This is a genomic window from Marinobacter bryozoorum (genome assembly GCF_023156245.1).
Classification (GTDB): Bacteria; Pseudomonadota; Gammaproteobacteria; order Pseudomonadales; family Oleiphilaceae; genus Marinobacter; species Marinobacter bryozoorum.
In genome coordinates, this window is sequence record NZ_JAKZAH010000022.1 from 19,625 (window position 1) to 34,350 (window position 14,726).

Here is a 14,726-nt window from a genome sequence, read left to right on the forward strand (position 1 = left end):
GTTTATCCCCTGAAGGGGGTAGAATTTAGGCTATCCCCTGCAGAGGCTAAATATACCACAACCGCTCCGCCAGACCCGAAGCCCGCACCACCCGCTGTGCCACGCTTTCCAGCAGTACTTTTTCGTCTCCTGCAATGAGGCTGAACCAGTTGCGGGCGCGGGTGATGCCGGTGTAGACCAGCTCCCGGGTCATTACCGGGCTGAGGCGGTCCGGCAGGATCAGGCAGGTGTGGTTGAACTCCGAGCCCTGGGACTTGTGGACGGTCATGGCGTACACGGTTTCCAGCTGTTGCAGGCGGCTGGGAGAGATCCAGCGGATGTCGTTACTGCCATCGCTGGCAGGGAAGGCGACCCGGAGGGTGTCGCAGGGCTGACCGTTTTCGTGCTGGCCCCAGGGCAGGCTGAAGGTGATGCCGATGTCGCCGTTCATCAGGCCCAGGTTGTAGTCGTTGCCGGTCACCAGCACGGGCCGGCCCGGGTACCAGCCTTCGGCCTTCGGGATGAGTCCGTGGACCATCAGTTGGCGAGCGACCAGGTCATTCAGGCCTTCCACGCCCCAGGGGCCCTGACGCAGGGCACAGAGCACCTGGAAGTCGCCGAACGCCGCCAGTACCTCGCGGGCGAGGCCGTCCCAGTCTTCCCGGGGGCTGTCCGTGCCGAGCGAGTGGCCCTGCATGAGGGTGAGGTAGTGCTGATAGCCCACCGGCGGTGGCAGCGTATCGCCGTTCAGGGTCCGGTCGCGCCCTTCATTGCGGAAGGCGTCGGGGCTGCCGGTCAGCGCGTGCCGGCAGATCAGTGCCCGGGTATCTTCCGGGGTCGGTCCGCAGGGGAGCATGGTGACATCGTCGAAGTCTCCCCGGCGAAGTCCTGCCAGTGTTGTGCTGTCCAGTGTGTTGGTGTTGACCGCCTGGGCCAGCTGGCGGATGCCGCTGTCTTCGGTGAAACGGTAGCTCTTGCGCAGCATGGCCACCGCCTGGTCCATGGGCTGGCCGGCGCTGTTAACCAGCGCCTCTGGTACCTGGTCGCCGGTCATGGCAGCCAGCCATTCCGTCGTCTCAGCGGTGTAGTGAGCGGCCTGTGCGCGCCGGCAGAGCTCCCCCAGAACCGCACCGGCGTCTACTGACGCCAGTTGATCCTTGTCCCCCAGCAGGACGAGATGGGCGCTGGCGGGCAGGGCATCCATCACCGAGGCCATCAGGTCCACATCCACCATGGAGGCCTCGTCGATGACCAGTATATCCACCAGCAGCGGATTGTCCCGGTGATGGCGGAACTGCCGGGAGTCCGGGCGGCTGCCCAGCAGCCGGTGCAGGGTGGTTACCCGGGTGGGAATATCGGCCTGTTGCACATTGCCTGGTAACGCTGCCAGCGGCAGGCGACTGACCGCACCGCCGATGGATTCATTGAGTCGTGCGGCGGCCTTGCCGGTGGGTGCGGCGAGGCGGATACGGTATTTGCGGCCCTGACGCTGTGGGCACGTGCCGGCGACGGACTGGAGAGCTGCCAGCAGGTTCACCACGGTGGTGGTCTTGCCCGTGCCCGGTCCGCCGGTGATGACCGCAAAGCGGTTGCGGGCAGCCAGGGCGCAGGCCAGCTTCTGGTAGTCCACTTCGGGCTGGGGCTGGAACAGTTCCCCCAGAGCCTGGCGAAGCGTCTCGCCCTGCGGTGAGGCGGGGTCGTCCAGGTCTGACGGCTGCTCCAGGCGTTGGCGGATGCTTTCGGCAATACGTTGTTCATAGCGCCAGAACCGACGCAGGTAGAGGCGGCCGCTGTCCAGTACCAGCGGCGTGGACTGGCTGCCGTCGCTGACGGCACGGGAGTTCTCCAGTACCTGGTAACAACCCTCTGGGGTAAAACGGGCCATCAGGTCCACGGGGGTGGGCAAGGGCGTCGGCTCTGGCCCGGTGCCGGCAGCCTCCTCAGGGGGCAGGGCCAGGGTGCGGGCGGGCTCTTCCAGCAGGGTGTTCAGATGGACACACACATGGCCGCGGCCCACCTGGTGTGACGCAAGGGCCGCCAGCAGGATCAGCAAGGGTTCCGGCTGCTCCCCCTGCTCCTGGCAAAGGGTGCGAATCAGCCTGGCGAATTCCCGGTCCAGGGGGCGGATCCAGCCGGCTTCCTGCCACTGTGTCAGCAGCTCTTCCATCTGAGCGAGCCCCGAGAGGGGCGTTGCCGCATCCACTGGTGCCGGCGACACATCAGCGGCTCGCGAAGCCTGTTGTACTTCGCTGGCAGGCGCTTCGTCCAGGTCCAGCGAGAACTGCTGGTCGTGGTTCTGTTTACGGCTCATGCGGCTACCTCCCGGCTGAGGTCGCCGTCGAACAGGGCGTCCAGGGTCTCGATCAGGTCTTTCGGTGGCTTGTCAGCGAAGGCTCCACTGGCGGGGCCGTCGATACCCCGCAGAAACAGGTAGACCGCGCCGCCCATATGGGTGTCGTAGTCGTAGCCCGGCAGCCGGGCCTTGAGCAGTCGGTGCAGGGCCAGCAGGTAGAGCACATATTGCAGGTCGTAGCGCTTCTCCAGGATGGCTTCCCCCATGGCCTGGCGGGTGTAGGCCAGGTCTTCGTCACCCAGGGTGTTGGACTTGTAGTCCAGCACGTAATAGCGCCCCTGATGCTCGAATACCAGGTCAATAAAGCCCTTGATCATGCCATTGAACTGCTGCTTCTCCACCCGGGGGCGATCAGCGCCGTTCAGGGTCTGGTTGGTGACCAGGTCGTCCAGTCGGCCGGTCGGGACGTTGCGGCTCTCGAACCAGAACTCCAGCTCAGGGCGAGGATTTGTGAGTTCGGCGAGGGTGGCGGTCTGCTCGCCATCACGGTCCAGGGGGAGGGGTGTCGTCAGCACCTTCACCAGCCAGTCGGTGAGCGGCTCCACCCAGTCACCCCAGCCCCGCACCCGGCAGCGGCGGGCAAGCTGGTCCCTTAGCCGGTCCGGGTTGGCGGCAATGGTGGCCATACCCTGGGCGGTGCACCACTCCAGCACCTCGTGCAGGAAGGTGCCGGGCCCGGCGCCCCTGGGGAACTGGTGGGGCCCGGTGGCGGCCGGGCGATAGGTGTCTTCGCCTTCCTGCTGGCGACTTTCTTCCATCAGGTTCTGGGCCTCGGCGTCCTCTGCCTCGTCCACAAAGGCGATACCCGTGCCGGAGAGCGCGGTGTACTCGATGGAGGAGTAACTGGCGATCCACCAGTCCTCCCGGGCCTGCCGGTGGGAGACCAGTGCCGGCCCCAGGGTTTCCGGTGCCGGTTCCTGGTATTCCAGGGCCTCGGCTGCCGGGAGTGGCATGACGGTGATGGCGGCTTGGTCCCCGGCCAGGGTCTGCAGGCAGCGGGTCAGTTCGCCGTCGGCTTCTCCCACACCGTCAAGCAGGTATCCCAGTCCGCTCTTGTGCCAGTCCGGAATGGCCGCAGCACCCACCCAGGTGGCGTGGCGGGCCCGGGTCAGGGCCACGTAAAGCTTGCGGATATCCTCTCCCAGCCGTTCCCGGTCGGCCCGGGCGACATCCTCTGGCTCCGGATCGAAGATGGTGACCAGGCGCCCCTGATCGTCGTGGTAGCGTACGAAGGCCTTTTTCTCGTTCTCGGCCCGGAAGGCAGTGCCGAAAGGCAGGAATACCAGTGGGTATTCCAGACCCTTGGACTTGTGCACGGTGATCACCTTCACCAGCCCGGCGTCGCTTTCCAGCCGCAGGGTGCGGTGTTCGTCCTCGTCATCGGCGGCCCGCAGGACCTGGGTGTAGTGGTGCACCAGGGCGTGCTCGCCATCCAGTTGCAGGCTGTCCTGCTGCAGCAGCTCGGCAATGTGCAGGATATCGGTGAGGCGCCGCTCGCCGTCGGGCCGTTGCAGCAGCCGGCCCGGCACCTCGAAATCCATCAGGAAGCGGCGCAGGGTGGGCAGTATGCCCTGGCTTTGCCACTGCTGGTGGTAGCCGATAAAGCGGTCGATTTCCCGCTCAAGGGCAATCTCGTCGGTCAGCAGCTGGTCGAGGTAGTGCCAGGGCAGGGCCAGGGTTGGCGTCGCCAGGGCCGTGCGTGCCAGGGACAGCTGTCGGGGTTCCGCAAAGGCCTTGAGCCAGCACAGGACTTCCGCCGCTTCCGGCGAAGTGAGTACCGAGTCCCGGTCCGACAGGTACACGCTGCGGATCCGGCGTTGGCGAAGAGCGTCCCTTACCATCGCTGCTTCGGCGCGTTTGTTGACCAGGATAGCGATGTCCCCCGGCTGTACCGGCTGCAGGTCCGCCGGGTCTTCCACGCTGGCGAACCCGGCCTGGCCCTGCTGACCGGCCGTGAGCAGTTTTGCCACCTCGCTGGCGCAGGTGTCGGCCACCTGTTCGGTGGCGCGGCCCTTGGCGAGGGTGGTCGCCTCACCTTGCTTGTTTTCTTCGTCGCTCTCCAGGGTCCAGAGGGTAAGACTGGGCTGAGCCTGACCGTTAACCGTCCACTGGCGTTTGGTGCCGTTGGCCGCCACCGGCTGGAAGGGCAGTGGTGTGTTGTTGCCCTTGCCGAACAGGAAGGCACCGTCCCGGGCCTGCTGGTCGCCGTGCTGGAACACCCGGTTCACCGCCGCGACCATGGCGTCGGAGGAGCGGAAGTTGCGGCCCAGGGTCCAGGTGCGGTCCTGAACGCCCTGGCGGGCCTCCAGGTAGGTGTAGATATCCGCCCCCCGGAAGCCATAGATCGCCTGCTTGGGGTCACCGATCATCAGCAGGCAGGTGGTCGGGTCATGGTCCGCGACCCGGTAGATACGGTCGAAGATACGGTACTGAACCGGGTCTGTGTCCTGGAATTCGTCGATCAGCGCGACCGGGAACTGGCGACGGATGGTGGCCGCCAGTTGCGGACCCCGGGGGCCGTTGAGCGCCTCATCCAGGCGGGTCAGAAGATCATCGAAGCCCATCTCGGCCCGCTGCTGTTTTTCCGCTTCCAGGCGGGTGCTGATCCAGCCGCTGGCATGGCGCAGGGTGTCCGCCCGGGCATTGGGCAGGTTGGTGCTGAACTCCATCAGTTCGGCAATGGCGTCAAAGGCCGGGTGGTGGGGGACATCGCCTTTTACCTTGCTGGCAAGGCCCTCCGGAGTCTGGTTTTGCAACCCCGCCTTCTCCAGTCCTTCCGGCAGCAGGGTGCCGTCGCCGGCCCATTGCAGCAGGTTAGGCCAGGCCCTGAGCATGGCGTTGCGGCTGTTGCCGTTGAGGTTCTTGCCCAGACCCTTGAGCAGGTCTTCCACTTCGGTTTGCCACTGGCTCCATGGCAGGGACTTGAGGGCGTCTGCCTGCTCCTTCCGTTGGCGGACGGCGGCGTCGATGGCGTTATGGATGTTGCCGGAGGGCGCGGGCGGTTTTTCTGGCAGCAGGTTGCGCACGGCCTTGCGGAGGTCTGACGGGGTCTTCCAGTGATCCAGCAGTTCCTCCATCAGCTCTGCCGGGAGCGGATAGGCGAAGGTTCGCCAGTAGTCCCGTACCACCTCATCCAGCAGTTCGCTCTGATCCGTCTCCAGGGTGATCCGGAACAGGCTGCCGCTGTCGAAGGCATGCTCGCTGAGCATGCGGTTACACCAGCCGTGGATGGTGGACACGGCGGCCTCGTCCATCCACTCCGCCGCCAGCAACAGTCGCTTGCGGCATTCAGGCCAGGTGGCCGGGTCCGGGTAATCCTGGTCCCGTAGCTGGTAGATCAGGGCGGTCTCGGCGGGCGGGTTGGGGTCATCCGGGTTGTCGGAAAACACCTCTGCCGCCTGGGTCAGCCGCGCACGGATCCGGTCCCGCAATTCCTTGGTGGCGGCCTCGGTGAAGGTGACCACCAGCAGGTTGGGGGGATCAATCCCCTTGCCCAGGGGGCTGCCCTCCGGCTGGCCATGGCCCAGCACCAGGCGCACATAGAGAATGGCAATGGTAAAGGTCTTGCCGGTGCCGGCGCTGGCCTCGATCAGGGTGCTGCCGTTCAGGGGCAGGGCAAGGGGGTTGAGGGTGTTGCTACGGGTCATGACAGGCCCTCGATCTGTTCACGGGCGGACTTGCCCTGCTCGGCTTCCCACAGGGGCAGGTAGAGCTGGTGCAGCAGGCCTTCAAAGCCTTCGTTGACCAGGTCTTCCGGGACGTCAAAGGCCCGGCGAAGATAGCCCGGGTCCCGCCCGAGGGCGGTGTCGAAAGCGGTACTGGCGTCGTCGATGGCCTTGTCGTGGTCGCCCCGGTATTTCTTGCTCTGGTAGAAGCTGTAGATCCAGGCGAAGGCGGCCTCGCAATGCAACGGCAGCGCCCGGGTGGTGGCCTGCATCCAGGCGGCGAGGATAGCGTCCAGGTGCTGGCGGGCCTGTGCCGCGGGCAGGGGCGCGAAGGTGAAGCCCCGGCCTTCTTCCTTGCCCAGTATCCGGGTTTCGAAGGGCTGGTCCGTGAGCTGGCCGGCCAGGTGGATTACCCAGTCCGCCATCAGGTTGGCGTAGCGGACTTTCTTCTGGCTACCGGAACCGGACAGCAGGCTGGAGCGGGAGACTACCAGGCGGCACAACTGGCCCTCGGGGTTGCGGCGCAAGCCACCGATCAGGTCGAGCACTTCCACCGAGCCCGTGACATTGCTGAAACCGTGCTGGAAGGTGACCGGCTCCGGCAGCGCTTCCGGCCATTCCAGCAAGGCCTGCTGGTAGCGCTGGTGAAGGTCCGGCAGTCGTTCTGCCAGGTCTTCCCGCAGGCGGTATTCGGTGAGTCCCATGCCCAGGTCGCCCCGGCGGGCCATGCGAGCCAGGGTGGTGTGGATGCGATGGTGCAGTTCCTGCTCATCACCGGACTTGAGAACGGCTTCGCTGATCAGTTCCTGGTCCAGGCGCCAGCGATCCAGGCCATCCAGGTCGAAATTCTCATTGTCGGTATCGTTGTCTTCCACGCCTTCGAAGCGCACCTGCAACCGGCGCTGGAAGAAGGTTTCCACCGGCCGCTTGAGGAAGTTGGCCAGTTCCGCGAAGGTCAGGGGTTCCTCCGGAGGTTGCCAGGGCAGCGCGCCATCAACCGGGACTTCGGTGGCTTCGGTACCGTGGGCACTGCGCCACTCCTGCTCATAGGTGAACAGGTTCCGCTCCCGCAGGATCTCCGCCAGGGGCCGGGGCGGGCTGTCCGGTTCCGGTTGTTGGCTGTTGGCCCGCGGAAAATAGGCGCGGCTGAAGGGCTGCAGCGGGTGGCAGGTGGTGAAGGCTGCCGTCACCGACCGGTCCGGGTTGCCTTCCACCCGCCAGAGACTGTCCAGGTGGTCCTGTAACTGACTCACCAGTACCGAGGGCGGCCGCTCGGAGTCGTCCCGGATACTGCGCCCCACCCAGCTGATGTAGAGCTGTTCCCGGGCAGACAGCAGGGCTTCCAGGAACAGGTAACGGTCGTCTTCCCGGCGGGAGCGGTCCCCCGGTCGGTAGTCATTGGCCATCAGGTCAAAGTCCACCGGGGGGCGGGACCGGGGGTAGTCGCCGTCATTCATGCCCAACAGGCACACCACCCGGAAGGGAATGGCCCGCATGGGCATCAGGGTGGCAAAGTTGACCTTGCCGGCGAGGAAACGCTGGTTCAGGCCGCTTTCGTCAAGGCCTTCCAGTAGCACATCCCTGACGATATTCAGGGGTAGCTGTGTCTCGGCGAGGCCCGCGGCCAGGGCGTCGTCCAGCCACTGTTCCAGATGCCGCCGAAAGCGGTTGAGCAACAGCAGGTCGTGGCCTTCCAGGTCCTGGAAAAATCGGGCAAGCATGTCGGAGAACAGGGCTTCCCACTGTTCCGGGGTGCGGGGCGTCAGCAGTTCCTCCCAGAGATTCTCCAGCTGCCCCACAAAGTCGGACAGCCGCCCGGCCAGGTCTGCCTGAAGGCCGCCGACCTCGCCGTAGGGCTCCACACCGGACCAGGGTTCGTCGTCCCCCATGCCGTAACCCAGCAGCATGGCGCGAAGCCCGGACTGCCAGGTGTTGCGGGCCAGGTCGCCCGGCAGCTCCAGGCTTTCACGCTGCTGGCGATGCAGGCCCCAGCGGATATTGGCGCCTTCCACCCAGCGCCGGGCCAGGGGGATGTCCTCTTCGGTGATGCCAAAGCGCTGGCGGATGCCGGGCACTTCCAGCAGGCTGAGGATCTCGCTGACGGCAAAGCGGCTGCGGGGCAGGCCCATCAGCGTTTCCAGGGCAATCAGCACCGGTTCATGGTGACGCTGGCCCTGGTCGGAGATGGTGAAGGGAATATGCCGGGTGTTGCCGGGGGCATGGCGGCCGAATACCGCCTGGATGTGGGGCGCGTAGACGTTGATGTCCGGCACCATCACGATCACGTCCCGGGGGCGCAGGGACGTGTCGGCGTTGAAGGCGGCCAGCAGCTGGTCGTGGAGGATCTCCACCTCCCGCTGGGGGCTGTGAGCATCATGGAAGGCGAGGGAGCGGTCCGTGGCCGGGTTCAGGGTCCGGTGCTGTGCACGGATTTCCTCCAGCGGCGTCAGGTTGTAGATGTCGTCCTGCAGTTGGTGCAGAAGCCGGGGCGTTTCCGGGTCGCCGTGTTCGGAGAAGATGTCGATCCGGTTATCCGGGGTGCGGAACTGCTCGCCGTAGTCCTCCGGGTTGTCGAATTCGTCCAGCAGCCGGATATAGTCCCGCCCCTGCTTGCCCCAGGCGGCCAGCAACGGGTTGGCGTGCTGATGCAGCTGGTCCGGGTCGGCCGCAGACAGGGTGGGGTGCTGGCGGCCCCGGCGGCGCTGGGCGTTGAGCAGGTCCCGGTCGCTGATAATGTCCGCCCAGTAGAACTGACTGGGGTTGTGAACACACAGCACCACCTGGCTGAAACGGCTGAGCACATGGAGCGCTTCCAAGGCCTGGCGGGGCAGGGATGAGACCCCGAACACCACGATGCGTTTGGGCAGTTGTTGCGGGTTGGCCGGTTCGCCGGACTGCTGGCCAAGTGCCATAAAACGGGTGTGAATACGGGAGCGGCTGGTGTGTGACAGCGCGTCCACATCCTGCACCAGGGCCTGCCAGAGCCGTGGCTGCCAGAGGGTTTCCGCATCCAGCGCCTTTTCTTCGCCGCGGGCGGTGATCATGATTTCCCGGCCCTGCTCCCAGGCGCTGAGCCAGTCGGCCCGGAACACCTGGTACTGGTCGAACAGATCCGCCACCTTTTCCGCCAGCTGGAAGGCCCGCAGGTCAGGATCGCTGCCCTCCAGGAACCGGCCCAGTGGCAGGAAGGCCTCATCATCGCTGACCAGTGTTGGCAGCAGCCGGTAGAGGCGCCATACCAGCCGGCGTTTGTCGAAGGGGGAGGTTTCCGGCACCTCGCCCTCAGGCAGCACGGCCCGGTAGGCCTGCCAGATAAAACGGGCCGGGAACAGGAACTCCATACCGGCCGCAATGCCCAGGCCGCCTTCGGTGCCATCTGCGGTGGCCCTCTCGGCCAGTGCCAGTTTCAGCCACTGGGCAATCCCGTTGCTCTGAACCAGGAAGGTTTCACTCTCCAGCGGCGGCATGGGTGTCTGGCGGCACAGGTACACCACGGCCCGGCGCAGGTCTTCCAGGTGATTGGCGTGGATGGCATGGAAGCCGGGCTGGATGCGGCTGTGGTCGGTCATGGTACTCCCGGTCGGGTGGTTCGGAATGCTGCCACAAAGGTTACCGTAACTGGCAGCGGATTGCCGGTGTGATTGTCCCTGCTCCTTGCGACAAACGGGGTCGCATGCGAGGGAAAATTCGTCGATAACTGGTCAGCAAGCGGACCGTGTACGGCTGTTGCCGGTCGATATGGGTATCTGAAGTATTACAGGCGCCGTCACCGGCTTGAGGCGGGCTCCCGTCCATCGTACAGTTGGTGGCCGATGCCATTCCCTGAAGGTCATTCCCGCCACCGATGAAATCCCCTGAACCGACCGGCCAGCGCCTGCGGGCGGCGGACCTGGATAATCCGCTGTACTACCTGGAAAATATGGAAACCGTGGTGAACTGGGTACGTTATCACCACGCCGACCTGCTGATCGCTGACGAACGCGAGCGCCTGGACGGATTCGGTCGGCTGTCGGTGGCGGCCCGGGCGCTGCTCACCCGGATGGTCATGCGCACGGGCGAGCTTTTCCGGGCTGCCAGGCTACGTTATCCGGAGTTGCCAGAACCGGAGTCGGTGGCCCTGGAAGAGCTCCTGGCAACGGGTTGGGTGCGACCGGCAGGACGGGTCACCATCGATGAGCTGTTTCGCCTGTTTACCCTGGCTGAATTGCGCCCAGCCCTTGCTGGCCGGCTGACGGACCTGGGTCATTCACCTGCCATGCCCAAGGGGCGTATGAAGGCGTTACTGGCGGACCACCTGGATGAGATTGAACTCGCCGACTGGTTGCCGGATCAGGGCAACGACCTGGTACAGCTGGCACATATGCCCCTGTTTGACCGTGCCCGACTGATGTTCTTTGGTAATCTTCGCCAGAGCTGGTCGGACTTTGTACTGGTTGAGTTGGGCTACCAGCAATACGAAGAGGTGCCCTTCACACCGGAATCCCGGGCATTCCAGCGGCGAGAAGACGTGGATTGCTACCTCACCATGCATCACTGCCGTGAGTGGCTTGATGAGGGCCGGGCCGCTGAGGATGTGTGGCTGCAGGTGCCTGCAGCCACGGACAACAGCTGGCTCACCAGTCGCCGGGACCGGCTGCTGCTCGAGCTTGGCCGCCAGGCGGAGCGCCAGGGCAACCGGGAGCTGGCCCTGGAGGCGCTGGCGGAAAGCGGCCACCGGGAAGCCCGGCTCAAGCAGTTGCGTCTGCTGGAACGAATGAAGCGGTTCGACGAAGCCTGGACGATCGCTGCCAGGTGGCAGACTGCGGAGCTCAGCGATGCTGAAGCCCAGGGCCTGGCTCGCCTCCTGAAACGGCTGGCCCGCAAGGTGGGTGAGCCGGTGCCGACCCTGCCGGAAGCGCCGGCGCCTGACGAATTCCTGATAACGGTACCCTTCATTGGCGCCCCGGTAGAGCTGGCGGTCCAGCAGCACCTTTGGCAGGATCATCAGCCGGTGTTCTATGTGGAAAACACCCTGGTCAACGCCCTGTTCGGTTTGCTCTGTTGGGACGTCATCTTTGCGCCGGTGCCGGGGGCCTTCTTTCACCCGTTCCACGTGGGCCCGGCGGACCTGACCCGGGAGGATTTCGTGCCCCGGCGCCGGGCGTTGCTGGATGCGGCCCTGGCAAACCTTGAAGACGATGGCTACAGGGGGATTATTGTCGATAACTATCAACGCAAGCAGGGCCTGGCCAATCCCTTCGTGAACTGGCATGTGGTGGCCGGCGACCTGCTGGAACTGGCCCTTGACTGCATGCCGGCCCGTCATCTGCAAGCGCTGTTCCGCCGCCTCCTGAATAACCTGAAGGAGCACCGCAGTGGCTTCCCGGACCTGATCCGCTTTATGCCGGACGTGAAAGACCCGGGGCAGCGCTATGAGATGATCGAGGTCAAAGGCCCCGGCGACCGCCTGCAGGATCACCAACGCCGTTGGTTGGCTTTCTTCACGCAGCAGGGCATTGCCGCACGGGTTTGCTACGTGCGCTGGCAGGACGCCTCTGAGTCTGTCCCCGATCCCTCCCCATGAAAGTCGCCGTACGTACCCTCTGTGAATTTGCTGCCCGCAAGGGCGACCTGGATTTCCGCTATACACCGGCCCCCACGGCGGAGGAGGGTATCGCCGGTCATCAGTCAGTGCAGGCCCGGCGAGGGTATGGCTACGAAAGTGAGTACCTGCTGACCGGTGAGTGCCAGGGTTTGCAGCTCTCCGGCCGCGCGGACCTGTACAACCCGCACAAGGGGTTACTGGAGGAGATCAAGACCCACCGGGGTGACCTGTCGCGCATTCGCGAACACCAGCGAGCCCTCCACCGGGCACAGTTGCGGGCCTACGGGGCGTTGCTGTGCCGTCAGGAGCACAGAAAGAAACTCACGCTGTCACTGGTCTATTACGATGTCGGTCGGGACAAGGAGTCGGCGGTCAGGGAAACCGCCACGGCCGATGAACTATGGCAGGAGCTGGCGTCCCTGTGCCGCGACTACAAAGCCTGGGCGGAGCAGGAGGACCATCATCGCCGGCAGCGGGATGAGCACCTCGCTCGCCTGCGCTTTCCCTTTCCGGACTTCCGCGCCGGGCAGCGGCAGCTGGCGGAGACCGTCTACCGCAACTCCGTACAATCCCGTCGCCTGTTGCTGGAGGCACCGACGGGCCTGGGCAAGACCCTGGGCACCCTGTTTCCGTCACTGATGGCGCTGCCGGCGGGCGGGCAGGACCGACTGTTCTACCTCACCTGCCGTAATACCGCCCGCCAGCTGGCGGTCTCCGCCGTGGAAGCCCTGCGGGCGGCCCAGCCGGAACCAGGTCACTGGCCCCTGCGTACCCTGGAGCTTGTCTCGAAAGACGATGCCTGCGAGCACCCGGACAAGGCCTGCCACGGCGATTCCTGTCCCCTGGCAAAGGGCTTTTTCGACCGTCTGCCGGATGCCCGGGCCGAGGCAGTGCAGGTGCGCGAACCCCTGACCCGGGAGCGACTGGCCACCATTGCGGCGGGCCATGATATCTGCCCCTATTTCCTGGCCCAGGAAATGGCCCGCTGGTGCGATGTGGTGGTTGCCGACGTCAACCGGATGTTTGACCAGTCAGCCCTGCTCCATGCCCTGGTGCAGCAGAATCAGTGGCGGGCCAGCCTGCTGGTGGATGAGGCCCATAACCTGGTGGACCGGGCCCGGGGCATGTATTCGGTGCGGCTCGACCAGCAACGGCTGTTACGGGTAAAGCGAACGGCCCCGAAGGTTCTGAAAGGTCCGCTGAACCGCGCCGCCCGGGCCTGGCAGGAGCTGGTGCGGGAACAGGAGGATGCCGGTGCTCAGCCGGTGTTCCTGGAGCAGTTACCGGTCCGGCTTCTCCCGGCCCTGCAGGGGTTGATATCGGGGCTTACCGACTACCTGGCGGACAACCCACCGGACCTGTCGCTGCAGGACCTGTTGTTTGAAAGCGTGGCCTTCCTGAAACTGGCGGAGCAGTTTGGCGATCACTCCCTGTGTGAGTTCCATCGAACGGGCAGGGGGCGGGCCAGCGTCACCATCCAGAACCTGGTGCCGGCGGATTTCCTTGCCCCGCGGTTTGCCAGCCTGGCGTCCGTACTGCTGTTCTCCGCCACTCTCACGCCGGGTGTCTACCACCGGGACCTGCTGGGCCTGCCGGAGGATACCCGTTTTACGTCCCTGCCCAGTCCGTTCCGGGCGGACCAGCTACAGGTGCAGTTCACGCCCCGCATCAGCACCCGCAAGCCGGACCGCCAGGCCTCGCTGTCCCCCATTGCCTCGCTGATTGCCCGGCAGTTCCGGGAACGCCCCGGCCACTACCTGGCCTTCTTCAGCAGCTTTGATTACCTGAAACAGGTGGCGGATGCCCTGGCCACCGAAGTGTCGGACATTCCCCAGCGCCGGCAGTTGCCCGGAATGGACCAGCATGCGCGGCAGGACTTCCTGGCGGGGTTCCAGTCGCCCCGGCCAGCGGTCGCCTTCGCGGTACTGGGTGGCGTGTTCAGCGAGGGCATCGACCTGCCCGGGGACCAGCTGATCGGCGCTTTCGTGGCCACCCTGGGGTTGCCGCCCTTTGATCCCTGGCACGAGATTCTGAAGGATCGGCTGGAGCAGCGCTTCGGCGCCGGGTACGACTACACCTACCGCATCCCGGGCTTGCAGAAAGTGGCCCAGGCCGCGGGGCGGGTGATACGCACACCGGAGGACCAGGGGGTGATCTGGCTGATCGATGACCGCTTCCTGCAACCGGCCAACCGGGCCATGCTTCCGGGCTGGTGGTTTGAAACCTGATACAGAATGCGTTCGCTAAGGTGACGACTGGCGAACACGTCCGTAGAATGCCCGCCAGGATGAGGGCCAACCGCCGTTAGCCCTCCGAATTACCTGTTGTATCTGGAAAATCCATGGTTTCAGTTCGTTGTCGAAGCCTGGTGGCCGTATTCCTGTTGGGGCTGATCCCGGCGCTGGAAGCAGTCGCCACCATCAAGCAGTCTTCCTCGGGCCTGTGTCATCCGCCACACAGCCCCTGGTATGAACGCACCAGTAACTATACCCCTTACCCGGATATTGATGCCTGCCTGGCTGCCGGTGGTCGCTTGCCCGACGGTATCGGCCGCTCCGGTACCGAACCGGTCAACCAGGGCTACCAGCGTAGCCAGTTTGGCCATGGCTGGGACGACCGGGACGGCGATTGCCAGGACAGCCGTGCCGAGGCGTTGATTTCCACCTCTACCACCCAGGTTCGGTTTGCCGACAAGCGCCGTTGCCGGGTAGTTACCGGCCGCTGGATTTCACCGTTTACCGGCAATGTGCTGCAGAACGCGGGTGACGTGGATATCGACCACGTGGTGCCCCTGGCCTGGGCCTGGGAGCGGGGTGCCAGCGCCTGGTCACGGGACCGCCGAGAAACCTTTGCCAATGATCCGGTGAACCTGATGCCGGTGGAGGCCAGCCTCAATCGCAGCAAGGGCGCCCGGGGCCCGGACCAGTGGGTGCCACCGGCGGGTCGCTGCCAGTACGTGGCCAGGTTCCTGCGGATCGTAAAGGTCTACAGGCTGGAGCCGTCCAGCCGCGAAATGAATAACCTGCGCCGCCAGGTTGAACAGTGTGGAATCCGGGCCTCACGCTGAGGCCTGTGCAATACCCGTTACCAAATCAACTGCCAGTATTAGCTATTGGCTAAAAATCCATCAATAGCTGAGAAATTC

The 14,726-nt window shown here is 65.0% G+C and carries 6 protein-coding genes; 3 read left to right on the forward strand and 3 right to left on the reverse strand.

The genetic code is table 11. The features are described 5' to 3' along the window. Positions 1 to 46 precede the first annotated feature (46 nt). Genes recD through recC form a run of 3 tightly spaced genes read right to left on the reverse strand, consistent with a single transcriptional unit; the run spans position 47 to position 9,566 of the window. Entirely contained in the window at positions 47 to 2,290 is a 2,244-nt protein-coding gene (gene recD, locus MLC59_RS12680; RefSeq protein ID WP_248234671.1) for an exodeoxyribonuclease V subunit alpha, read from the reverse strand. Next, positions 2,287 to 5,979, reverse strand: a complete 3,693-nt coding sequence (gene recB / locus MLC59_RS12685) for an exodeoxyribonuclease V subunit beta (protein ID WP_248234673.1) — start codon at positions 5,977 to 5,979, stop codon at positions 2,287 to 2,289. Before recB ends, recD begins: the two co-directional genes overlap by 4 nt. Further along, positions 5,976 to 9,566: an exodeoxyribonuclease V subunit gamma gene (gene recC / locus MLC59_RS12690; protein ID WP_248234674.1), complete on the reverse strand. Its 3,591-nt coding sequence runs from the start codon at positions 9,564 to 9,566 to the stop codon at positions 5,976 to 5,978. Before recC ends, recB begins: the two co-directional genes overlap by 4 nt. Before the next feature lie 275 nt (positions 9,567 to 9,841). Between recC and MLC59_RS12695 the strand changes: the two genes are divergently transcribed. The 3 genes from MLC59_RS12695 (at position 9,842) to MLC59_RS12705 (ending at position 14,648) form a co-directional block, all read left to right on the forward strand. Further along, positions 9,842 to 11,560 (forward strand): VRR-NUC domain-containing protein, encoded by a 1,719-nt coding sequence (locus MLC59_RS12695; RefSeq protein ID WP_248234675.1) that lies wholly within the window; start codon positions 9,842 to 9,844, stop codon positions 11,558 to 11,560. Further along, positions 11,557 to 13,809: an ATP-dependent DNA helicase gene (locus MLC59_RS12700; protein WP_248234676.1), complete on the forward strand. Its 2,253-nt coding sequence runs from the start codon at positions 11,557 to 11,559 to the stop codon at positions 13,807 to 13,809. The genes MLC59_RS12695 and MLC59_RS12700 overlap by 4 nt, the downstream gene beginning before the upstream one ends. A gap of 113 nt (positions 13,810 to 13,922) precedes the next feature. Then, positions 13,923 to 14,648, forward strand: coding sequence for an HNH endonuclease family protein (locus tag MLC59_RS12705; RefSeq protein WP_248234677.1), 726 nt, complete (start codon positions 13,923 to 13,925; stop codon positions 14,646 to 14,648). The last annotated feature ends 78 nt before the right edge of the window (positions 14,649 to 14,726 follow it).

Coding starts and splice junctions, on each gene's coding strand:
- recB (WP_248234673.1), bottom strand. CDS start 5,979: ATGACCCGTAGCAACACCCTCAACCCCCTTGCCCTGCCCCTGAACGGC.
- recD (WP_248234671.1), bottom strand. CDS start 2,290: ATGAGCCGTAAACAGAACCACGACCAGCAGTTCTCGCTGGACCTGGAC.
- MLC59_RS12695 (WP_248234675.1), top strand. CDS start 9,842: ATGAAATCCCCTGAACCGACCGGCCAGCGCCTGCGGGCGGCGGACCTG.
- MLC59_RS12705 (WP_248234677.1), top strand. CDS start 13,923: ATGGTTTCAGTTCGTTGTCGAAGCCTGGTGGCCGTATTCCTGTTGGGG.
- recC (WP_248234674.1), bottom strand. CDS start 9,566: ATGACCGACCACAGCCGCATCCAGCCCGGCTTCCATGCCATCCACGCC.
- MLC59_RS12700 (WP_248234676.1), top strand. CDS start 11,557: ATGAAAGTCGCCGTACGTACCCTCTGTGAATTTGCTGCCCGCAAGGGC.